General features: G+C 63.2%; 21 protein-coding genes and 1 riboswitch. Of the genes, 13 read left to right on the top strand and 8 right to left on the bottom strand.

Features of this window, described 5'->3' with window-relative positions; all coding sequences use genetic code 11:
* Window positions 1-853, top strand: an 853-nt coding sequence (locus AC59GX_RS20135; protein ID WP_497302437.1) for a chloride channel protein, incomplete at its 5' end; no start/stop codon positions are given.
* 28 nt (window positions 854-881) lie between these two features.
* Here AC59GX_RS20135 and AC59GX_RS20130 read toward each other — a convergent pair.
* From AC59GX_RS20130 to AC59GX_RS20115, 4 genes are all read right to left on the bottom strand, one after another.
* Window positions 882-1,103: a hypothetical protein gene (locus tag AC59GX_RS20130; RefSeq protein WP_056019259.1), complete on the bottom strand. Its 222-nt coding sequence runs from the start codon at window positions 1,101-1,103 to the stop codon at window positions 882-884.
* Between the two features lie 299 nt (window positions 1,104-1,402).
* Window positions 1,403-2,821 carry a YncE family protein gene (locus AC59GX_RS20125; RefSeq protein WP_133032469.1) on the bottom strand — a complete coding sequence of 473 codons (1,419 nt, stop codon included), beginning with the start codon at window positions 2,819-2,821 and terminating at the stop codon, window positions 1,403-1,405.
* On the bottom strand, window positions 2,818-3,198 hold the full coding sequence (copM, locus tag AC59GX_RS20120; protein WP_244647482.1) for a CopM family metallochaperone: 381 nt from the start codon (window positions 3,196-3,198) through the stop codon (window positions 2,818-2,820). Before copM ends, AC59GX_RS20125 begins: the two co-directional genes overlap by 4 nt.
* A 23-nt stretch (window positions 3,199-3,221) precedes the next feature.
* On the bottom strand, window positions 3,222-3,701 hold the full coding sequence (locus AC59GX_RS20115; RefSeq protein ID WP_043150680.1) for a hypothetical protein: 480 nt from the start codon (window positions 3,699-3,701) through the stop codon (window positions 3,222-3,224).
* Window positions 3,702-3,945: 244 nt separating this feature from the next.
* Here AC59GX_RS20115 and AC59GX_RS20110 point away from each other — a divergent pair, with 244 nt between their 5' ends.
* From AC59GX_RS20110 to AC59GX_RS20085, 6 genes are all read left to right on the top strand, one after another.
* Window positions 3,946-5,115 (top strand): YncE family protein, encoded by a 1,170-nt coding sequence (locus tag AC59GX_RS20110; RefSeq protein ID WP_056421035.1) that lies wholly within the window; start codon window positions 3,946-3,948, stop codon window positions 5,113-5,115.
* On the top strand, window positions 5,096-6,145 hold the full coding sequence (locus AC59GX_RS20105; RefSeq protein ID WP_497302436.1) for a malate dehydrogenase: 1,050 nt from the start codon (window positions 5,096-5,098) through the stop codon (window positions 6,143-6,145). Before AC59GX_RS20110 ends, AC59GX_RS20105 begins: the two co-directional genes overlap by 20 nt.
* An 88-nt stretch (window positions 6,146-6,233) precedes the next feature.
* On the top strand, window positions 6,234-7,106 hold the full coding sequence (locus AC59GX_RS20100; protein ID WP_055843145.1) for a LysR family transcriptional regulator: 873 nt from the start codon (window positions 6,234-6,236) through the stop codon (window positions 7,104-7,106).
* On the top strand, window positions 7,103-8,254 hold the full coding sequence (locus AC59GX_RS20095; RefSeq protein WP_055843147.1) for a TDT family transporter: 1,152 nt from the start codon (window positions 7,103-7,105) through the stop codon (window positions 8,252-8,254). The genes AC59GX_RS20100 and AC59GX_RS20095 overlap by 4 nt, the downstream gene beginning before the upstream one ends.
* Before the next feature lie 107 nt (window positions 8,255-8,361).
* Window positions 8,362-9,606: a molybdopterin-dependent oxidoreductase gene (locus AC59GX_RS20090; RefSeq protein ID WP_200910428.1), complete on the top strand. Its 1,245-nt coding sequence runs from the start codon at window positions 8,362-8,364 to the stop codon at window positions 9,604-9,606.
* 13 nt (window positions 9,607-9,619) lie between these two features.
* Window positions 9,620-10,096 carry a hypothetical protein gene (locus AC59GX_RS20085; protein WP_056421040.1) on the top strand — a complete coding sequence of 159 codons (477 nt, stop codon included), beginning with the start codon at window positions 9,620-9,622 and terminating at the stop codon, window positions 10,094-10,096.
* Window positions 10,097-10,105: 9 nt separating this feature from the next.
* Here the strand turns inward: AC59GX_RS20085 and AC59GX_RS20080 are convergent, their stop codons facing one another.
* From AC59GX_RS20080 to AC59GX_RS20070, 3 genes are all read right to left on the bottom strand, one after another.
* Complete coding sequence (locus AC59GX_RS20080) at window positions 10,106-11,470, bottom strand: voltage-gated chloride channel family protein (RefSeq protein ID WP_056421043.1); 1,365 nt, start codon at window positions 11,468-11,470, stop codon at window positions 10,106-10,108.
* A 23-nt stretch (window positions 11,471-11,493) separates the two neighbouring features.
* Window positions 11,494-11,570: riboswitch (Fluoride riboswitch) on the bottom strand.
* 241 nt (window positions 11,571-11,811) lie between these two features.
* Window positions 11,812-12,282, bottom strand: coding sequence for a YidH family protein (locus AC59GX_RS20075; protein ID WP_207893473.1), 471 nt, complete (start codon window positions 12,280-12,282; stop codon window positions 11,812-11,814).
* Complete coding sequence (locus AC59GX_RS20070; protein ID WP_043150693.1) at window positions 12,252-13,337, bottom strand: sulfite oxidase; 1,086 nt, start codon at window positions 13,335-13,337, stop codon at window positions 12,252-12,254. The genes AC59GX_RS20075 and AC59GX_RS20070 overlap by 31 nt, the downstream gene beginning before the upstream one ends.
* 375 nt (window positions 13,338-13,712) lie before the next feature.
* Between AC59GX_RS20070 and AC59GX_RS20065 the strand changes: the two genes are divergently transcribed.
* The gene (locus AC59GX_RS20065; protein WP_192143182.1) at window positions 13,713-14,441 is read left to right on the top strand and encodes a DUF6118 family protein; all 729 of its coding nucleotides are present in this window, start codon (window positions 13,713-13,715) and stop codon (window positions 14,439-14,441) included.
* 49 nt (window positions 14,442-14,490) lie between these two features.
* Here AC59GX_RS20065 and AC59GX_RS20060 read toward each other — a convergent pair whose 3' ends face one another.
* Window positions 14,491-14,895, bottom strand: coding sequence for a MerR family transcriptional regulator (locus AC59GX_RS20060; RefSeq protein ID WP_235516308.1), 405 nt, complete (start codon window positions 14,893-14,895; stop codon window positions 14,491-14,493).
* Between the two features lie 69 nt (window positions 14,896-14,964).
* On the opposite strand from AC59GX_RS20060, the gene AC59GX_RS20055 reads away from it, so the two are divergent.
* From AC59GX_RS20055 to AC59GX_RS20035, 5 genes are all read left to right on the top strand, one after another.
* A complete protein-coding gene (locus tag AC59GX_RS20055) occupies window positions 14,965-15,627 on the top strand; it encodes a cation efflux transmembrane domain-containing protein (protein ID WP_055843156.1) in 663 nt (220 codons plus the stop codon).
* A gap of 420 nt (window positions 15,628-16,047) precedes the next feature.
* Window positions 16,048-17,313 (top strand): TolC family protein, encoded by a 1,266-nt coding sequence (locus AC59GX_RS20050; protein ID WP_133032468.1) that lies wholly within the window; start codon window positions 16,048-16,050, stop codon window positions 17,311-17,313.
* An 11-nt stretch (window positions 17,314-17,324) separates the two neighbouring features.
* Window positions 17,325-18,479, top strand: coding sequence for an efflux RND transporter periplasmic adaptor subunit (locus tag AC59GX_RS20045; protein WP_243645710.1), 1,155 nt, complete (start codon window positions 17,325-17,327; stop codon window positions 18,477-18,479).
* A 3-nt stretch (window positions 18,480-18,482) separates the two neighbouring features.
* Window positions 18,483-21,716 carry an efflux RND transporter permease subunit gene (locus AC59GX_RS20040; protein ID WP_056677697.1) on the top strand — a complete coding sequence of 1,078 codons (3,234 nt, stop codon included), beginning with the start codon at window positions 18,483-18,485 and terminating at the stop codon, window positions 21,714-21,716.
* A 3-nt stretch (window positions 21,717-21,719) separates the two neighbouring features.
* A complete protein-coding gene (locus AC59GX_RS20035; protein ID WP_133032467.1) occupies window positions 21,720-22,406 on the top strand; it encodes a ZIP family metal transporter in 687 nt (228 codons plus the stop codon).
* Window positions 22,407-22,422 lie beyond the last annotated feature (16 nt).

The following is a 22,422-nucleotide window of genomic DNA, read 5'->3' as shown; positions in this document are numbered from 1 at the left end:
CGGCGCCCTCCACCTCAATCTTGAAGCCGAGGTATCGCTGCGCTTCCTCGCCGCCATCTTCGTCGTCAAGTGCGCGGCCTCCATCATCTCACTTGGCTTTGGCTTCCGCGGTGGCCTGTTCTTCGCATCCTTGTTCTTGGGCAGCCTGCTGGGTCACCTGTTTGCTGGTTCACTCGAATGGATTGTCGGATCGCCTGTGATCGACCCGCACAATGCGGCCCTGGTGGGGATGGCCGCATTAGCGGTCGCCGTAGTTGGCGGGCCGATGACGATGGCGATGCTAGTCCTTGAGGCGACCCACGACTTCTCCCTTGCCGGCGCGGCCATTGCAGCATCGCTGGTCTCGTCCACCATCGTCCGCGAGCTGTTCGGCTATTCCTTTTCTACGTGGCGCCTGCATCTCCGGGGCGAAACCATCAAAAGCGCCCGCGATGTCGGCTGGGTCAGAACGCTTACAGCGGGCAAGATGATGCGACGTGTCGAAAGGGCTACGCCGTGCAACACGACGATCGCCGAGTTTCGTCGGGCGTTTCCGCTTGGTTCCACAAGTCGGGTCCTACTAGTCGATGACCACGAAAATTATGGCGGTATCGTACAGACTGCCAGTGCATTTGCCGAAGAGGTCGATCAGAAGGCACCGATCGGGTCGCTGGCGATCCACACGGGTCTCGCCCTTACGCCGGATTCAGACATCAGAAGCGTCATGACTACGTTCGATACCGAAGGTGCGGACGAACTGGCGGTAGTTGGAAGCGACGGGGCAGTTCTCGGCATCCTCTCCGAGAGCTATGCGCGACGCCGCTACGCAGAGGAATTGGACAAGGCGCAACGTGAGTTGTTTGGAGAAAGCTGACCAGCCGGCACGCAGCAAACGCTTCGTCCTACCGGTCTCGCTTAAGCCGGGCTTCGATTTTGACCCAGAACATGCCGCATCGCAGACCCATTCCGGCGAGTTGGGCGCCATGTACTGACATCAGCTCCGCACCGCGGCGAAACTGTTCAACCGGCACGGATATGGCGACGAACAGCCCGGCGTAGAGCAGCTGCGACATGATCGAGTGGATCACGACGGCGACCCCCAGCACTATCAGGCGGGCAGGCACGGAAGGCCGATGCGGCGCCGGATCGGGGCCTGTAATGAGCTAGGCGTAAAGGCATCCTGCTGCGACGAAATGGAAGTGCACCAGGTAGTGGAGCGCACCTGCCCTCTCTAAAGCAGCCAGTCCGCTTTCCTTCCCATTGTCGGCATTCAGCGGCCCGATATGTAGAAAACCCAGTCGTAATCACCATTGTGCGACAAACAAGTGCTTTCCGACACTCTCGAGACGTCGTGTCGACCTAGCCCAGCGTCATGCCGAATATACCGGACACGGACAGCGGGGCGCAGGTTTCACCGGAATCCTCATTTTTGCACCTGAACGACAGCGCCCGGCATCATCGGGTCGCCCGGAGCAATGACGAGGTAACGGCGCATGTCGCCTTTCGCGTCGCTGACGATCTGGCGGAGCGGTCCGAGCGTGTTTACTATCGCGCCGCCCGCCGGATTGGTCATGAACTTCGCCAAAGGCTGGATCACGCCGCTGCCGTCAGCGTGGGAGGATAATCCAAGGACATAGGGCATCTTTGGGCTGAGGCCCGCAACCGCCGCCTGCAAAATCTGGACCTGGCCTTGATCGAACAGCGTGACCTGGCTGCGCCCAGTCCCGGATAGAGTCAGCTGGATCTTCATGCCGGCCTGCGCGAGCGGCACCAGGTTTGCACGGCCATCGCCTACCGGCACCGCGCCGGGAACATATGCCACGCCTTGCGGCCCCTGACCGATTGGAATCGTCGCGATGACGGTGTTGCTTGCTGTGTCGATCGCCGCGACCGCATCGGCGTTCTCCAGCCCGACATACATCCGCGTGCCGTCGCCCGACGGCCATAGGCCGTGCGGGAGCGCGCCGACCGGGATGCTCGCCACCTGCACGAAGTCAGTGGTGCGGAACACCTTCACGACATTCTCGGTGCCGACCGTCACAAAGGCGAACTGGCCATTCTTATTGCGGGCGATATTGACGTGGTTGGTGATCGCGCCGGTATCGAACGTCTTGAGCACTGCGAAGGGTGGCTTGGCGTCGAACACCATGACCTTGCCGACGTCCTTGAGCGTCAACCAGACCTGCTTACCGTCGGGCGTCGCGGCGATGTCAGGGCAGAACGGGCTCGCCTGCTTGACGCGACCGACGATCTTCTTCGAGGCGGTGTCGATCACAACTGTCTCGGGCGAGAAGCTCGAACAGACGTAACCGTATTTCCCGTTTGGCGAAAAGATCGTCATGCCGGGGCCATTAGGAACGGGGATGCGCGTGGTCGGCGCGAAGGTCTTGCCGTCGAGCACCTGGATATAATCCTCGCCGCGCACCGCGACCCAGACTTCGCGACCGTCGGGGCGGAAAAACGCCTCATGCGGCGAGCGCCCGACATAGGTCGTGTGCTTCACGGCATTGGTCGCGGTATCGATGAACGTCACCGAGTTCGAACCGATCGAGATCGCCGCCAGCGTCTTACGATCGGGCGAGAAGCCCATGCCGTGGACAAGCAGCTGCCCCTTGTAGAGCGGGCTGAGGTTGGCGGGGGTCTGGTCGCCGAGCTTGATGACGCCGAGCAGCGTGTTGGTTGATGGGTCGATCACCGACACGGTGTTGGAGAACTGGTCCGACGTGTAGAACCGGTCCTGCGCGCTGACAGGGATGTCGGGGGTCGCATTGGGCACTTGCTGGGCAAACGCAGGGCCTGAAAAGCACAAGGCGGTGCAGGCGGTTAGGGTGAAACGCTTCATGGACGGTCTCCGTGATGGGGGTGACCAGTCGCGGTCGGTCCGGTGTGACGTGACAACGCGCCGCCTTCGGATAGGATGCCCTGCATCACCGCGATTTCCTGACGCTGTTCGACGATGATCCCTTGCGCAAGCCGGCGCAGGCGTTCGTCCTTGCCGTAACGCAGCTCGATCTCAGCCATGTCGATCGCACCTTGATGATGCGGGATCATCATCCTTGCGAAGTCGCGATCGGGATCGTTTGAATAGCCAGTCATCATCGCGCCGTGCATCCGCGTCATCGCCGCATCCATCGCGGACGCGAAGCCGTCCGTTTGCGCGATAGCAGCGGTCGATACGGACAAGCCTATCGCCATCAGCAAGGTCATGCGTGATCTCATCGTCCTGTCCCTAGTTTTCCTGTTTACGACACGCGAGCGATGATGCCGATAATCGTTGCTAGCACGGCCATGCAGGCCGGGAGAAAGAGCATCTGTATAGCCGCTTCGCGCCCTGTGATCGTGCCCGTCAAGATATCGACCGGGCCCTTGATGAACTCCGAGAACGAACGGAGGGGTTCGCCGGGGGCGGGAGTATCGCTGAGTACGATGCCGCCAGCAATCAGACCGAAATACAGGATCATGAAGACCGACACGACCGTCAGGACGAGCGCCGTAGCTGCATCACGTGCGAAGAAGGTCCAGAAAGTCAGCAACATTGCTGCATACACGCCGACGAGCAAGCCCAACGTGGCAGGATGGACGCCGCGCGATGCGATGCCTGGAGCCGTTCTTTCCAGCTCGTCATAATTGCCTGCATCCGGCACGATTGCGAGATGTCGACGCACAGGCTTAGGAGCAACGAGTGTCTCGGTAGCGAGATCGTAGATCGGCTGTGTTGCCATGAGGAAGTCTCCGCGCGTCTCGATGAATGCCGAGCGTGACAGGATAGATGATTGCGGCGGGGCGGTCGGTCCAACGCATAACCACGGTCATTCCAATCATTTAACAGGAACGGTCGGCGATCTATAATCGCGTTTTCGTATTGAAATCATCGCGACCATGCGTTGGACGCGAGGGACATATCGGTCGATCTAGCGGCATCGGACCGGCACGATCACCCGCCGGGTCCGTGATAAGGATCAAACGATGAAAGCTGCGATCGTTCTGGTTGCCGCGATGTTGGCCTCCGTAGCGCCAGTCCCGGCGATCGCTCAGGCCTATTGGGCTGCACCTGCGGCGGACGACTTTCCCTACGATATCAAGGCGGTTCAGGCACCGTGGTCGAAGGCTGATATCGACCTCAGCCATCATGACCGGATCTATGTGTCTGACCCTACATCGACGAAGATCGTTGTCATCGATCCTGCAGCGGGCAACGAACTGGGACGGATCGACCTCGCCAAAAGCGCGATAGCTGAGCCCAGCTTTTCCAGCCCCAAAGTCCAGCACCTGGCTGCAACGCGTGACGGGCGGACCCTGGCGGTATCGGCATTAGCGCAGCACAGTGTGACGCTCGTAGATCTGGCCACGAACACGGAACGAGGCCGGACCGTGTTCCAGACGTCGCCTACCGCCGTCGCGTTTACGCCCAATGGGCACGAACTCTGGGTTTCGCTCGGCGATGAACATGCCATCGCGGTCGTGGATCCTAAGACAGCGCGGGAGATCACCCGCGTACCAGCAAGTGGCGGAGCGGGCGCGACCATCCTGTCGCCAAACGGACGCTATGCCTTTGTATCGCTTACTGAAAGGCCGTCCATCCTGGTTGTCGACGTCGAGCATCGGCGCGTCGTCGGACACGTTGCCAGCAACGGTGCAGGTGCGGGAGCAATCGCGGTCTCGCCAGATGGCAAACAGATCTGGGCAACACGCCGCGAGAGCGGCACGACCACGGTCTTTGCTGCCAAACCGCCGTTTGCGGTACGCGAAGTGATAAACACTGGTCCAGCAACGGGCGCGGTCAACTTCGCCCAGCGCGCAGACGATTCCTTTGCCTATGTCAGCGTTGGCGGCGATCAACCTGCAATCAAGGTCTATAGAACCGACAGCCTGGAGGCTGTGGCAACCGTCCCGCTACAAGCGGCTCCGAGTGCGGTTTGGCCGTCGGGCGATGGTACGAGGATCTATGCCAGCCTGGCCGGAACCAACAAGGTCGCTGGGATCGACACGCTGACGTACACCACCGCGTCGACGATCCCGATCAGTACGGATGCGCAAAGCCTGATCTACGTTCCTGGTGCCGTGCGATCAGGAAAAGGTCTCGCCAATCTGGTGCCATCCGGGCGCGATGCGGCGCTTGCCCTGGCGGCGCGTTGATCGGTCTTACACCGTCTGTAATCTTCCAACGAAAGCCCTTTCCAAAATGACCAAGCCCCCCGTCAGGATCGCGATCAGCGGTGCCGCAGGACAAATTTGCTATTCGCTGCTCTTCCGGGTCGCGCAGGGTGACGTGTTCGGACCGGACCAGCCCGTTATCCTTCAACTGCTCGACGTGCCGCAGGCGATGGACGCAGTACGCGGCGTGGTCATGGAACTGGAGGATTGCGCGTTCCCGCTGCTGGCAGATGTGATCATTACTGATGATCCGATGGTGGCTTTCAAGGACATCGATGCGGCCATGCTGGTCGGGTCTCGTCCCCGCTCGAAGGGCATGGAGCGCCGTGATTTGCTCGCTGCCAACGCAGCGATCTTCAAGACGCAGGGCGCAGCGCTGGACGCAGTGGCCAAACGCGACGCCAAGATCCTGGTCGTCGGCAATCCCGCCAACACAAATGCCTGGATCCTTGCGCAAAGCGCACCGGGTTTTCCTGCCGAAAACATCACGTCGATGATCCGCCTCGATCACAACCGCGCGCAAGGACAGCTTGCGGCCAAGGCGGGTGTCGGTGTCGATGCGATTACGAAGCTCGTCGTCTGGGGAAACCATTCGCCAACGATGTTTGCCGACTGGGGGAATGCCGAACTCGATGGCCAAAAGCTTGCCGACCGTATCGGAGACGAGCCTTGGTACCGCGAAACGTTGATCCCCACCGTTGCGCAGCGCGGAACCGCGATCATCGAAGCACGGGGTGCGTCCTCGGCCGCGTCGGCCGCAAATGCAGCGATCGACCATCTGCGCGACTGGGTGCACGGCGCAGGCGATAATTGGGTGTCGATGGGCGTGGTGTCAGATGGCTCCTACGGTATCCCGCAAGGACTGGTGTGCGGCGTGCCGGTGCACTGCATGAGCGGTGGGTATGCGCTTATCGAAGGCCTTACCTTCGATCCGTTCCAGCGATCGATGCTCGATCGCACGATTGCCGAACTGGTCGATGAACGTGAGGCGGTTATCGACATTCTGAAATGACCAATCGGTATATCTGATTGGAATGACCGTAATCTTTGGTTGGTTCGATTGATCTCCTTTCCCTATCATTGGGGCAAGGAGATCGGGCATGACCCTCGAACAACTCAGGATTTTCGTCGGTGTCGCAGAGCGCGAGCACATGACGCGCGCTGCCGAAGCGCTCAATGTGACGCAGTCGGCCGCAAGCGCTGCCATCGCCGCGCTAGAAGCTCGGCACGGCGTGCCGCTGTTCCACCGGGTCGGCCGCGGGATCGAACTGTCCGAAGCGGGCCGCATGTTTCTGATCGACGCGCGCGCCGTCCTTGGCCGTGCGGCGAGCGCGGAACTTGCACTGGCCGAATATGCCGGGCTGGAGCGCGGCACACTGCGGCTGGTCGCAAGCCAGACGATCGCGGGCTATTGGCTGCCCCGCCAGCTAGCGGCGTTCCATGCGCGCTACCCCGCGATCACGATCGAACTGGCGATCGACAACACGGAAGGGGCCGCGGCGCGCGTGCTCGACGGCGCAGTCGAGCTCGGCTTCGTCGAAGGTGTGATCGACGAGCCCGCGCTCGCGCATTGGACGGTCGCGAACGACCGCATGGTGCTGGTTAGCAACCGCGCTGCCGACACGATCGACGAGGACTGGATCCGCGCCGCGCGCTGGATTATCCGCGAGCAGGGATCGGGCACGCGCTCGTCGTTCGAGGAGGTGTTGCGCCAGCGCGGCGTCGATCCGTCGGACCTCACCACCGCGCTGACCCTGCCGTCGAACGAGGCGGTCCGCAGCGCGGTCGAGGCTGGCGCAGGCGTCGCGGTCCTGTCGCAGCATGTCGTCGCACCTGCAATCGCGGCCGGAACGTTGCACGATCTGCCGCTCGGTCTGCCGCGGCGTCCGTTCTACGCGCTGAGGCACAAAGAGCGCTATCGTACCCGGGCGGCCGATGCGCTGACCGATCTCATCAAGGAGACTGGCAAGTGACCGCCGATTTGAAACCCGTTCTCGATGGCCTGAAGCCGCTCAGCCGGCTCGACTCTCCACGCGAGATGATCCGGCAGTTCACCCCCAACTGGTTCGCCGCGACGATGGGCACCGGCATCCTCGCGCTGGCCTTGCCGCAGGTTCCGGGGGTCGGCGCATCGCTGCACCCGGTCGGCGAGGCACTGTGGTATTTCAACATCGCGCTCTTCACGCTGTTCGCCGGGCTCTACACCGCGCGCTGGACCATGTTCGGGCACGAGGCGCGGCGGATCTTCGGGCACAACACCGTATCGATGTTCATCGGTACGATCCCGATGGGCCTCGCGACGATCATCAACGGGTTCCTGGCGTTCGGCCTGCCGCGGTTCGGCGCCGGCGTGATCCCGATCGCCGAGACATTGTGGTGGATCGACGTCGCGATGTCGCTCGCCTGCGGTGTAGCGATCCCCTACCTCATGTTTACCCGGCACGAACATTCGCTCGACGGCATGACCGCGGTGTGGCTCCTGCCAGTGGTCGCGGCCGAGGTCGCAGGCGCGAGCGGAGGCCTGCTCGCACCGCATCTGGCGGACGCCCATCATCAGTTCGTTGTGCTGGCGACCTCCTATGTCCTGTGGGCCTATTCGGTGCCGGTCGCGTTCGGCATTCTTGCGATCCTGATCCTGCGGATGGCTCTCCACAAGCTGCCGCACGAGAGCATGGCCGCCTCGAGCTGGCTCGCGCTCGGTCCGATCGGCACCGGTGCGCTCGGGATGCTGGTGCTCGGTAGCGACGCGCCCGCGATCCTCGCCGCCAACGGCCTCGGCCAGATCGGCGCAGTGGCGCAAGGAATCGGCACGATCGCCGGGCTGTTGCTCTGGGGCTTCGGCCTGTGGTGGCTGGCGCTCGCGACGCTGATCACGATCCGCTACTGGCGCGCGGGCATTCCGTTCAACCTTGGGTGGTGGGGCTATACCTTCCCGCTCGGCGTCTACACGGTCGCGACCTTCAAGCTCAGCACGACGCTCCAGCTCGGCTTTTTCGGGATCGTCGGCACCGTCCTCACGATCGCACTCGCCGCGATGTGGCTGCTGGTCGGCGCCAAGACGGTCGCAGGCGGCTGGCGCGGAAACCTGTTCGTGTCGCCCTGCATCGCCCAAGCCAATTAAAGGGCCGAACTGATCGTCCTGCCGGATCGAACCGGCGCATCCGATCGACCCGTACCGGGCAGACCGGCGGACAGGTCGCGCATACAGATCATGACAGAAACGGGAGAATGTTGGTGGACAGCCTGGATATGAAACTGGCGCAGGAGACGAACCGCCGTCGCTTTCTCGCAGAGGCTGCGATCGGCAGCGGCGCGCTGATCGCCGCACCCGCGCTGGCGCAGAGCATGGTCGACCTGCATCTGCCGGGTGGCCCATCGGAACGGCCGATGACCAGTGCGTTCCCCGGCAAGGGCAGCATGATCCTCCAGCGGATCCACCCGCCGCTGCTGGAAACGCCGATGAGCGTGTTCAATGGCGACGTCTTTACGCCGAACGACCAGTTCTTCGTCCGCTGGCACTGGGCCGACATTCCGACCGCGATCGATGTCGAGGCATTCCGGATCAAGGTGCACGGCGCGGTCACGCGGCCGCTGTCGATCTCGCTCGCGCAACTGCTGAAGCTGCCGCGCGTCGAGCTGGCGGCAATCAACCAATGCTCGGGTAATTCGCGTGCGCTGTTCCAGCCGCCCGTCGCGGGCGCGCAGTGGCGCCACGGGGCCATGGGCAACGCCAAATGGCTAGGCGTGCGCCTGCGCGACGTGCTCGACATCGCCGGCGTAAAGCCGGGCGCGGTCGCGGTACGGTTCGGTGCGCTCGACCAGCCGGTGGTTGCGGGCGCACCGGATTTCGCCAAGTCGCTGTCGATCGACCACGCACGCGACGGCGAAGTGATGCTGGCGTTCGGAATGAACGGCGAGCAGATGCCGCTCCTCAACGGCTTCCCGGTCCGGCTGATCGTACCCGGCTGGTATTCGACCTATTGGGTCAAGATGCTGAACGACATCGAGGTGCTCGCCGCACCCGACGACGGTTACTGGATGGCCAAGGCTTACAAAATCCCTGACACTCCAGGCGCGAACGTGCGGCCTGGCCAGAAGGATTTCCCGGCCGTCCCGATCAACAGGATGATCCCGCGCAGTTGGGTCACGAGCCTCGACGAAGGGCAGGCGATCGCGTTCGACCGGTCGATCCCGCTGGGCGGCATTGCGATGGGAGGCGACTGCGGCGTCGCCAAGGTCGACGTGTCGACCGACAACGGCAAGAGCTGGTACAAGACAACGCTCGGCCCCGATCACGGCAAATACAGTTTCCGCCGCTGGGATGCGCAGGTGCCGCTCAGCCATGCGGGCCCGACCAGGCTGATGTCGCGCTGCTGGAACACCGCCGGCGTTGCGCAGCCGATGACACCGATCTGGAACCCGGGCGGGTTCATGCGCGGCAACATTGAAACCACCAACATCGTCGTCGGCTGAGGAGCGCTCCCCCATGAAAACGCCTTCCATCGGCACGCTGTCGTTCGGGTTCGTCGGCGCGACCGTCGTTCTGCTTCTTGCGATCGGTGCCCCGAACAGCCGCATCGCCCCGCCGCCTGCCGCCCCGACCGCACCACCGCCGCCAAGCGTTTCGGCGCGCGGCTTCTCGCTGGCGTCCACCTCGGTCGATCTCCCGACCGACGAAGGGCAATATCCCGCCGGCCCGCATGCCGACGTCATCAATGCGAACTGCACCTCGTGTCATTCGGCGAGCATGGCGCTGAACCAGCCGCCACTCTCCTCCGATCAGTGGACCGCGGAGGTCACCAAGATGCGCGAGGTCTATAAGGCGCCTGTGGCCCAGGCCGACGTACCGGCGATCGTCGCTTATCTGACTGCCATGAGCGCAAAGCAGCCGGGCGCCGCGAAGGGCAAGGCGCAAGACCCCGATCCGAAGGCTTCGCCCGACGTATCGGGGGGATCAGGCTAAGCCATCAACTCACGACACGCGGTTCTGGGCGCGAAGTGCTGTGCGGCGTGTACGTGTCTCGCGCAGTGTTGCATTGGGCGCGAGGCCGTTCGCGGGCACCTTGGGTATCGCAACGCGCTGCGACAGGTAGATGCCGTTGTGGCCCGAGCAGAGATAGGCCACGAAACAGGCGACGGCGATCGGCACCGCATAGCCGGCGCCAAACAGTTCAATCCCCATGAAGGTGCAGGCGAGCGGGGTATTGGCAGCCCCGGCAAAGACCGCGACAAAGCCGATCGCGGCGAACAGGCCCGTCGGCACGCCCAAGAAAGGCGCCAGCGCGTTACCGAGCGCTGCGCCGATGAAGAACAACGGCGTGACTTCACCGCCTTTGAAACCTGCGCCGAGCGTGACGACGGTAAACAGGAGCTTGATCGCCCAACTCCACGGATGCGTGTCCGGTCCGAAGAAGCTGGCGATGGTAAGGCTGTCGTGCCTCGCTGCCAGGACACCCAGGCCCAGATAGTCGCGCGTGCCGAACAGGAAGACGAGTGAGATAACGAAGACCCCGCCGATCACTGGACGTAGCGGACCATAGGGAACGATCCGCTTGAGCCATCCCCCGACCAGGTGGTTGGCTTCGGCGAAGGCCAGACCGACCAGTCCGAATATGATCCCCGCAACACCTGCCTTCGTCACGAGCAGCGCATCGACCGGTATCGACGCGCCGATCGGGTAGACGCCGTGATGGATACCCCAGGCGAGGCACGTCCAATCGCCGACTAGCGCTGCAACGAGGCAAGGCACTAGCGCGGAGTATTCGACGCGGCCGATCGCCAGCACTTCGAGCGCGAAGACCGCGCCTGCGATCGGCGTGCCGAAGACCGCGCCGAACCCGGCTGCGATCCCCGTCATCAACAGGATGCGCGTGCCGCCCGCATCGAGGTGGAGCGCGCGGCCGAAACCGCTGGCAAGGCTTCCGCCTAATTGGACTGCGGTGCCTTCACGTCCGGCCGAGCCACCGAAAAGATGCGTCACCACTGTGCCGAAGAAGATGAGCGGCGCCATCCGCAGCGGCACACCGCCGCCCGGCTCGTGGATCTGCTCGACGATCAGGTTGTTGCCGCCCTCCACCGAGCGCCCGGTGAGATGGTAGAGCAATCCGACCACGAACCCGCCCACCGGCAGCAGATAGAGCAGCCAGGGCGATGCGAACCGCAGTCGCGTAACGGTATCAAGACTCAACAGGAACGCCGCACATAGCGTCCCGACGAGTGCCGCCATGGGCAGCAAGATCAGCGCCCAGCGCAGGACAGAGATCGCATGGTCGTGACGATCGCGCATGAATGCCGCGACGTTCAGCGTGCCGACGAGATTGCGAAAGGTAGCGCGCACAATTCCTCCTTGCTGCCCGAAGGCGCCAAGTAGGAATCATCAGCTCTTATCAGAGCGGTTCGGCCAAATTGCCCGGCAGAAATCCATTGCCAAAGTCGATCTATGAGACGTTTGCCCCAACCGTCAATGGGCATGTTGGTCGGGCAAATGCTCGGACCGGCCGGTCGTTAGCGTCTATCTGAGCCCGTTATATGTACCGACTCCGGTTACGTTGCATGCGGGACCAATCGGTTTCGGCCCGCGCGTCGTTCTCGAGCTGCGTCGCAAGGAGCTATACCGCACGAAAGCCGCCGATGCGCTGCTGGAGCTGATCGGCTCGCAGCGCGGTTGGCGTCGCTGCGCTACGAGCGTGCCGTCCAGATGCCGACGAGCGCGGCCAGCGACACGAGCATGAGAAACCCGTTCATCACCACGAGCAACGCCGCGGGCAGGCGCTTTATGTCCGGTCGTGGCGGCGGGGCGCCGGCACCCATCTCTCGCCACACCGCGGCGACGAAGCAAAAGGCGCTGAACAGGATCAGCATCGTCCCGGTCGCCGTCGCCAGCCACGGGAACACGACGTCCTTGAGCAGCGCGCGCGCGCCGATCCCGGAAGCGAGCGCCGCCAGGCCGGTACGCACCCAGGCGGCATAGGTGCGTTCGCCGGCGAGGATTGTGCGGTCTGCAGCAAGCTCCGTGCGACGATCAGCGCTGTCCACCTGCTGGACTGCGCTGTCCTTTAGCGAGCTCGCGCTCTCCGCGAGCTTCGCATGGGCCCGATCGGCGTTGTGCGGCGCGTCCATCAGCCAGCGGTGACGGTGATGCGATGCCAAGCCGTCGAGAGATAGCCGGCGAAGTTCCAGATCGCTTCGGGCCGTTCGGGCTGCATCTGCCCGGCACCGTCGACGGCGCGCACGACCAGGACGTGGAGCCCGGGCGAGAGATCGACCGTGACGTGCCACTGCGTCCAGCTCCAGGGTGAATCCGGTTGGCTGGTCAGTTCCGCCTGCAGCCAGTCGGTGCCGTCATTGACGGAGACCTCGACGCGCGAGACCGCTCGGCCGAAGGCGACCGCATAGCCCGCGATTTCGCATGCGCCGGCGCCGATATGCGCGCCGTCCACGGGGGCGCAGATCGCAGCGTTGAGCGGCATCTCCTCGATCGTCAGGCCCCGGTCCCAATCCGCGTCCTCCTTCGCTACCGACGCCGGAAAGAGCTTGTAGTCCTTGGCCTGGATCGGCGCATCGGACGGGCGATCGCGCACCTCGATGCGCGTCAGCCACTTGGCGCTACGAACGCCCGCATAGCCCGGCACGACGAGCCGCAGCGGTGCGCCATGTTCGGGGGCCAGCACCTCGCCGTTCATGCCCCAGGCGATGAGCACGTCCGGCTCTAGCGCCTTGGCGATCGAGATCGAGGCACCGAACGGCGCCGTCTCACCATCGACATCCACGTCGTCGGCCCCCGTAGTGCCGACGAACGACGCGCCATCTTGGATGCCGGCCGCGGCGAGTACGTCGCACAGTGCGACGCCGGTCCAAGCCGCATTGCCGATCGCGCCCACGTCCCAGGGATCGCCCGAAGTCTTTTCCACGTCTTGAAGATGTGCCCGACGATTGCCGGCGCACTGCATGGTCGCGGTCACTGTCCGGGTCGCAAATGCCGTTTGAAGTTCGGCGACCGTGTAGGAGCGCGGGCGGTCGACCAAGCCGTCCAGCGCTATACGATGATCGTCGGCCAGCTCCGGCGTAGGTCCGTGACTGCGGATGTAGAAATTCGCCTGCGGCGTCAGGAAGGACGTGATCAGTTTATCCGGAGGCGTTTCCGCATTGAGCGGCTCCGGACAGCGGAGGATCAGATTCTGTTCGGCGCGATCGGATGCGGTCATGCAAGCGGCCTACCATGATGAAATCAATAGCGAAATCGATCGTTTTGCTAGGCGATGTCACCCAGACTCTTTCGATAGCTTATCCCTTTCTAGACGGCGGTGGAGCGATCACTATGCCGTCGCGCGAAGGCGCCGAGCGCCAGACAGCCTTTCCCGTAGATCGTCGCGATGTGGCTGGACTTGCTACGACGGCTTTGTCCCAAAAGTCGTCGCTAGGTACTAGGGATGACGGAAAACCCTGTCGCCATCGCAGATGCGCGACAAACGGGTGTTTTCGGACACCCAAGCAGACCTGTCGGCGCTTAGCGTATATCTGGGTCCATTCTATGTACCGACCCCGGTTTGTGGTTTCATGCAGTAAAGGGGAAGAAGTGCATGAGTGACGATCACGAACCGGACGCCGCAGCGGAGGCGTTTGAAGGTGTCCGCGGTGAGCTTGCGCTGTTGCGCCGCGCCGTCGAGCGGCTGTCCGCGGAGCGCGCCGAGGTGCCGGAGATACCCGATTACAGCGAGACGCTGGGGAAAATGGCGAAGGCGCTCAACGCGACCATGCAAAATGTCGGCGTGCTGGCGAAAACGGCCGAGGACAATGTCGCGCCGCGCTATGTCGCCGACCGGATCGTCGCGGCTGGCGGCCATGCCCGCGACGAGGATCGGCGCATGATCGCGACCGCCGGTGAGAAGATGGACAAGGCGACGACCGCTTTGCACGGTATCGGCGGTTCTGCCCGCCGTGCGGACGAGCAGCGCCGTACCTTGTGGCAGGTCGGTGCGGGAGCGTGCCTGGGCGGGGCGCTGCTATGGACGATCGTGCCGGGGATCATCGCGCGCGAGCTCCCGGGGAAGTGGCAGGTGCCCGAGTGGATGGCAGCGCGCACGCTTGACCTACCGAAATGGGAAGCCGGGCAGCGCCTCATGCGAGCTGCTGGGCCGGATGCTTTCGCCAACATCGCGGCAGCCGATCGGATCATCACCGCAAATCGCAAGGCTGTGCAAGCCTGCTACAAGATAGCTGTGAGGACTAAGAAGACGGTGCGCTGTACCATCGAGATCAGTCGGGATGACGTGGCGGCAAGAAGTGCGATCGTCAGCTCCACGGATTGAAGTGCCCAAGCGGTGCAAGCCGATCATTCCACCGGACAGCAGCGATGCGCTATGCGGAAGGGGCAAGTGCTTCGATGATCCGGCAGTCGGCGACGGTGTTGCGGCTACAGGAATCTATTAGCGCGTCGAGTTCACCAGCAAGCGCGGTGAGGTCTGCAATTTTGCGTCTAATCGCGTCGCGGTGTTGGTTGGCAACGACATCGACGGCGATGCAGGACTGATCGCGCCGATCGGCAAGCCCCATAAGCTCGCGCACCTGATCGATTGAAAAGCCAAGATCACGCGCGCGACGGATGAAGGACAGGCGGCGTAGATGCGCGCCCTCATAGGTCCGATAGTTCCCCGCCGATCGCTCAGGAGCCGGCAGCAAGCCAATCTGCTCATAGTAGCGGATCGTCTCGACTTTCGTGCCGGTCGCACCAGCCAGTTTTCCGATCGTCAGTTTCTCAGACACAGCGCTTGACCCTCTAGCGACTAGAGGGTGCATATAGGCTGTCAGATCGATTCTATCGAGGTGGCGAATATGGCCTGCACAAGCTGCGCGTCCGACAAGGCGGACACTCTCAACGACCCTAAGTGGCGGCGCGCGCTATGGATTGCGCTCGCCATCAATGGCGGCATGTTCGTTATCGAGATCGTTGCCGGCATCACGGGTGGATCGAAGGCGCTGCAAGCCGACGCGCTCGACTTTTTTGGGGATACTGCGAACTACGCAATCAGCCTTGGCGTTGCCGGAATGGCGATAGCCTGGCGCGCACGCGCTGCGATGTTGAAGGGGGCGACGCTTGCTTTGCTAGGCGTCTATGTCTTGTTCGCGGCGGGATGGGGGGCGCTCCACGAAGCAACGCCCCATGCCGAAATTATGGGCGTGGTCGGCATCGCCGCGTTGATCGCGAACCTTGTAGTCGCGGTCATGCTGTACCGCTTTCGAAGCGGTGATGCGAACATGCGGTCAGTGTGGATTTGCTCGCGTAACGACGCGATTGGCAACATCGCCGTCGTACTGGCCGCAGGCGGAGTGTTCGGCCTCAACAGCGCGTGGCCTGATCTCGCCGTCGCCACCTTGATGGCTGTGTTGGGAATATCGGGCGGTGTTCAGATCATGCGGCAGGCACGCGCCGAAATGCGTAGCGAGCCCTCACCCGCCCCCGCTACTTACCAGCAGTCGTTACATGGCAGTCGGTAAGCTGCTAAGGCGCGGGCCGATGCACCGCCTCTCCGCCCTGTTCCTCAGTTTCATGCTCGTGCTTATGCTCGGGCTTGGATCAGTCGCGCATGCGACCGAAGGCGTGACGTGCGTTGATACCACAGCGGTCAGCTCCCTCGATCATTGCGACGGCGATGCCGACCAAGTGCCGGCAGACGCCGACAAGGCTTATCCTCACCATCATGGTGGTTGCCACGGCCATCATGTCGGCGTGCCGATCGCGTCCGATTCAACCGGACCAGCCAGCAGCGTTCGTATGACTGCATCGATGTGGCGCAATGCGCCCAAGGCCCCGGTAGCGTCGGACCCAGCCCTACGTCCTCCCCAAGCCTGACCAACGCCTAATTCCGCCGGGAAAGCCCGTGCGGATGCCCAAGGTTCGTCAGGAGTCCGTTACCCATGCACCGTTTTATTGCGGCCTTATTGGCCGTGGCGTCGTGCGCGTCGATCGCACAGGCGCAGTCAGCCGATCCAACATCGACCAGTCCCCCGCTCACCCTTGAGCAGGCGCTTTCGCTTGCCGGAGCCAGCGCCCCCAGCCTTGAGGCTGCCACGGCTGGCGTCCGGGCAGCACAAGCAGGCCGCACGGTTGCCGGCTACCGCCCGAACCCGTCGATCGTCGCCGAGACCGAGAACATTGCCGGCAGCGGCCAATATCGCGGTCTTCGAAGCGCCGAGACAACGGCAGGTCTGGCACTACCGATCGAGTTGGGTGGCAAACGATCGGCACGGATCGCTGTCGCAGATGCGATTGGTAATCGAGCGAGGATAGGCACGGCGTTGGCCGAGGCTGATCTACGGCTTGCCATCACGCAGCTCTACATCGAGGCGACCGCAGCGGAACGCCGACTGGTGACCGCGCGCGAGCAGGCCGGTATCGCCCGCGAAGCATCGCGCGCAGCCGGCGTCCGCGTTCAAGCGGGGCGAGCATCACCGCTCGAACAGCAGCGCGCCGATGTATTGCGGATCAACGTGGAGACGGCTGTGGAGCGCGCAGAGCGGCTTGCCGAGGTCGCCCGAAGCAATCTTGCCCGACGGATCGGCCAACCCCTCACGGGACCGTTGGACTTGGTGTGGTTCGGCCGTGTCGAGGGCTTTGGTCCAGCGCGGCCGATCGAGACCGCCGGGACGCTGGCATTGGCGGCGACACGCGCGGACGTGACAACGGCAGAGGCACAGGTGCGGCTTGCTAGGTCGCAGCGCATTCCCGACGTGACACTCAGCGCCAGCGCACGACGGCTTGAGGCTACGAACGACGTGGCAGCGGTGTTCGGGCTGTCGATCCCGTTCCCACTGTTCAACAACGGCAAGGCGGCAGTGGCGCAGGCGCGGGCGCAGACTGATCAGGCGCAGGCGCTACGTCGCGCGGCCGAGCTGGATACCGCGCAGGATATCGCAAGCGCACAGGCGAACGTCGCGAATGCCGCGACGACCGCTCGCAACGCCAGCGGGCCGGCATTGGCGTCGGCAAGCGAAGCCGCTCGGATCGCCCGGATCGGCTACCGGGAGGGCAAGTTCGGTCAGCTCGATTTGCTCGATGCCGAACGTACCCTGTCCGAAACACGAACCGCCGCGATCGATGCGCTCGCCACCTATCACGACGCCAAGGCACGCCTCGAACGGCTCGTTGCCGCAGCGCCCTCGACCGAGGAAACCAATCAATGACGAAGACCATCATGCGGGCGCTCGCACCTGTGACCCTGGCTGTCCTCCTTGCCGGATGCGGCGGGGGTGGCAACGGCGAGGCCGGTGAGAAAGCCGGAGCCGAGAAGACCGAAGGTGCCGAGGCCAGCGAAGCCAAGGAGGGTCCAAAGGATATCGTCACCCTGTCCGCGCAGCAGATTGCGGATGCCGGGATAGAGGTTACGCGTCCTACAGTAGGCGGCGTGGCCGGAGCGATCGAGCTATCGGCAACGATCGAGGGCGATCCTCAGGGTGTGCAGGTTGTGTCCACCTCCGTAGGCGGTCGGCTCGTTTCCCTCACCAGCAATCTCGGGCAGTCAGTCAGCCGGGGAGACCCGCTGGCTATCATCGAAAGCCGGGAAGCGGCATCACTGAAAGCGGAGGTAGAAGCCGCGCGCGCGCGTTCCGCACTCGCCCAATCAAACCTTCGCCGCGAACAGCGCCTGTTCGCTGAACGTGTTTCGCCAGAGCAGGATCTGGTCGCAGCGCGGACGGCAGCGACGGAGGCCAGCATTGCCCTTCGCCTCGCGCAGCAGCAATTGTCAGCGACGGGCAGCGGAGGCGGCGCGCTCAACCGCATCGCGGTTCGCTCGCCGATCGCCGGCCAGGTCATCGCGAGATCCGCTACACTCGGGCAGGCGGTCGCGGCCGATGCAGAGCTGTTCCGCGTCGCCAACCTGTCGAAGGTCACTGTAACCACCTCACTCGTCCCCACCGATGCCGGTCGGGTGAAACCCGGCGTGCGTGTCGAAGTGACGGCACCGGGGCGGCGTCAGGAGGGGCGCGTCACGTTCGTATCCCCCATTCTGGACGAGACGACCCGATTGGTGCCGGTGATCGCTACCCTCGACAACGCCGGCAGCACATGGCGCGTCGGCGAAACGGTCAACGTATCGATCCTCGTTCCTGCGACCGGGGACCGCACCGTCGCCGTGCCATCGGCCGCAGTGCAGATGATCGAGGACAAGTCGTTCGTGTTCGTCCGCACTGCGACAGGATTCCGGGCAATTCCCGTGACGCTTGGTCGCACCAACGGCGGGCAAGTCACCGTAACGGCAGGCCTTACCGGCTCGGAGCGCATCGCTTCCACCAACAGCTTCACGCTCAAGGCCGAACTCGGCAAGGGTGCAGGCGGGGATGAGGACTGAGCCATGATCGGTCGCATCGTCACCCTCTCCGTCGAGAAGCGCTGGCTCGTCCTGCTTCTCACCATCGCGGCTGCATTGCTCGGGATTGGCGCGCTGCGTCAGCTTCCGATCGACGCCGTACCCGACATCACCAATAACCAGGTGCAGATCAATGTCGTTGCTCCTGCCCTCTCCCCCGATCAGATCGAGAAGCAGGTTGCGTTCACGGTCGAAACCGCGCTCGCGGGCATTCCTGGCCTTGAATATACCCGCTCGCTAAGTCGCAATGGCTTTGCCCAGATCACAGCGGTTTTCGGTGAAAAGACCGATATCTACTTTGCGCGAGCGCAGGTCGCGGAACGTCTGCGAACCGCTGAGGAAGACCTTCCCGAAGGTGTGAACCCCGAGATGGGGCCGATCGCTACGGGCCTCGGCGATATCTTCATGTGGACGGTCGAATATCGCGAGCTGGACCAAGTTCACCACCGCAACGGCGAACCCGGCTTGCAGCGCGATGCCAGCTATATCACCCCCGAGGGGGATCACCTTGTCAGCGACGCCGACAAGGCGACCTATCTGCGCACCGTACAGGATTGGATCGTCACGCCGCAGCTCAAAAGCACGGCCGGGCTTGCTGGCGTCGACTCCCTTGGTGGCTACACCAAGGAATATCTCGTTATTCCGGACATACAGCGCATGGCGGCAATGCGGCTAACGCTTCAGGATCTCACCACCGCCCTTCAGCGCAGCAATACCAGCGCGGGCGCTGGCGTGGTCAACCGCAACGGAGAAGGGCTGGCGGTTCGATCGGATGGGCGTGTTCGCAACGCCGACGAGCTGGCACGTACCGTCGTTGCCACCCGCGAGAGCGTTCCGATCCTGCTTAACCAGATCGCGACCGTTCGCACCGGGCAGGCGCTACGCATGGGATCGGCGTCAGAAAACGGCCATGAAGTTGTCGTCGGCACCGCGGTTATGCGGATCGGGGAGAATAGCCGCACGGTATCGACCGGCGTTGCCGAACGGCTGACGCAGATCGGCCGCTCTTTGCCGGTCGATGTTGTCGTGAAGCCGGTCATGAACCGGACCGAGCTGGTGAACTCCACAATTTCGACGGTTGCCCGCAACCTCGCCGAAGGTGCGGTGCTGGTAATCGTCGTTCTGTTTGCGCTGCTTGGCAATTTCCGCGCGGCGCTGATCGCGGCCTGCGTCATTCCGATCACGATGCTGCTGACCAGCATCGGCATGTTGGAGGCGGGCGTTTCCGCAAATCTGATGAGCCTTGGTGCGCTCGACTTTGGTCTGATCGTAGATGGCGCGGTCATTATTGTGGAGAACGCATTACGGCGTTTGGGCGAGGCGCAGCATGGTCGTGATGACGTGCTGACCATCGAGCAACGTCTCGGGATTGTCGCGGCGTCGGCGCGCGAGATGATCCGGCCATCGGTGTACGGGCAGGCTATCATCATCCTTGTCTATGCGCCGTTGCTCACCTTCACGGGTGTCGAAGGCAAGATGTTCGAGCCGATGGCGCTCACGGTCATCATCGCTCTGGTGTTCGCCTTCATCCTATCGCTGACCTTCATACCGGCAGCGATTGCGATCTGTCTCAGCAAGCGGGTCGAGGAGAAGGAAAGCCGCGTCGTCACCTTCCTCCGGAAACGTTATGAGCCGGGACTTGATGCGGCAATGCGCCGACCCACCCTCACCATCGGCGTCGCGATCGGTGCGCTGGCACTCGCCGGGGCCGCTTTTACGACATTGGGGCAGGAGTTCTTGCCGCAGCTCGATGAGGGCAACATCCTCGTGCAGGCGGTCCGCATCCCGGGCACATCGGTCGATCAGAGCCAGGCGATGCAATTCCAGGTGGAAAAGGCACTCGCCAAGGCCCCTGAGGTCCGCTTCGCCTTCTCGCGCACCGGCACGTCCGAAATCGCATCGGACCCGATGCCGCCTAACGCGACCGACACCTTCGTCATCCTGAAGCCGAAGAAGGAGTGGCCCGACCCCGGCCTGTCCAAGGAAGAGCTGGTCGAGCGGCTGGAAAAGCGGCTCTCCACTCTGCCCGGCAACGCCTATGAGATCACTCAGCCGATCCAGATGCGGTTCAACGAGCTGATTGCAGGCGTGCGCGGCGACATCGCGATCAAGGTCTTTGGCGACGACTTTGGCGAGATGAACGCGACCGCAGATCGGATAGCCGGCATCCTTCGAAAGACGCGGGGTGCAGCAGACGTGCGGGTTGAACAAACCGAAGGCTTGCCGATGCTCGATATCCGGCCGAACCGCACTGCCATGTCCCGCGTCGGGGTGACGGCGGGTGACGTGCAGGACACGGTTGCCGCAGCCATTGGCGGCCGACAGGCTGGCGTGATCTTTGAAGGCGATCGTCGCTTCCCCGTCGTGATCCGGATGGCCGAAAGCTCACGATCCGATCTGACGGCGGTTGCTCAGGTGCCGGTGCCGACCGGCAGTGGCGGCTTCGTACCGCTATCGACAGTGGCGGATATCGCCGTGGTCGATGGTCCCAACCAGATCAGCCGCGAGAACGGCAAGCGGCGTGTCGTGGTGCAGGCCAACGTGCGCGATCGAGACGTGGCCGGTGTCGTGGCTGATGCCCGGTCAGCCATCGACGCTCAGGTGAAATTGCCGCCTGGCACGTATCTCGAATGGGGCGGTCAGTTCGAGAACCTGGCATCTGCCCGCGATAGGCTTAGCGTTGTGGTGCCGATCTGCTTCGTGGTCATCATGTTCCTGCTCTACGGCGCGCTTGGCTCCGTCAGGGATGCGTTGATCGTGTTTACCGGCGTTCCGCTGGCGCTGGTCGGAGGCATCCTTGCGCTGGTGCTAAGAGGCATGCCGTTCTCCATTTCAGCGGCAGTCGGCTTCATCGCGCTATCAGGTGTCGCGGTTCTCAACGGGCTGGTCATGGTGTCGTCCATCCATGATCTGATGCGGCAAGGCATGGGTCGTGCGGTAGCGGCGCATCAAGGCGCTCTGGCGCGGCTCCGGCCAGTTGCGATGACGGCGCTCGTTGCGTCGCTTGGCTTCGTGCCGATGGCACTTGGTCATGGTGCTGGAGCCGAGGTGCAAAAGCCGCTGGCGACCGTCGTCATTGGTGGCCTGATATCCGCAACCTTGCTCACCTTGTTCGTGCTGCCGACGCTCTACGCTCGTTTCGGACGGCGCGAGCTGCCAGCCCCATCAGGGGGACACATCGAACTGCCGCCTTTGAGTCATGACAGCGTGAGGGCTTAAGCTATGCAGGCCGTTGCCTTCACGCTCATTCCCGTCGTCGCCGTACTGATCGGCTCGCTATTCGCGGTATCGAGACGGCCAAGTGATGCCTTCGTAAGCGCCATGCAGCACTTGGCGGCAGGCGTCGTGTTCGCCGCAGCGGCAGCCGAGATCCTGCCCCAGGTGATGCACGAAGGTTCACCGATCGCGACATTCACAGGCGGCGCGCTTGGCATTCTCGTGATGCTGTCGCTCAAAGCCCTTGAGGGTCGCGCCAGTGGACCGATCGCCATGCTCGGTGCGGTCGCGGTCGACATCCTGATCGACGGGCTTGTTCTCGGGTTGGCGTTCGTCGCTGGCGGGAAGGCTGGCATGTTGCTGACGATCGCGTTGACGTTGGAGGTGCTGTTTCTCGGACTGACCGTGACGACCGAGCTGGGCGAGACGATCAAGTCCAAGGCGCGGATCATCGCGATTACGATGGGGATCGCGTTGTTGCTGCCGATCGGTGCGGCGATAGCGACTCCCGTTGCGACGTTTCCGCCCGTCGTCATCGCCGGGTTTCTCAGTTTCGGTTTGATGGCGCTGCTCTACCTTGTGACGGAAGAGCTATTGGTGGAGGCGCACGAGAAGCCCGATACCCCGCTTATCAGCGCCATGTTTTTCATCGGCTTTTTGGGATTGCTCCTGATCGAGGAGTTTTTGGGCTGACCGCTCGACGTGGAAC

The organism is Sphingomonas sp. 320_CC, assembly GCF_059691795.1.
The sequence above is the reverse complement of the archived record's forward strand: the minus strand, read 5'-3'. Positions and strand labels throughout refer to the sequence as shown.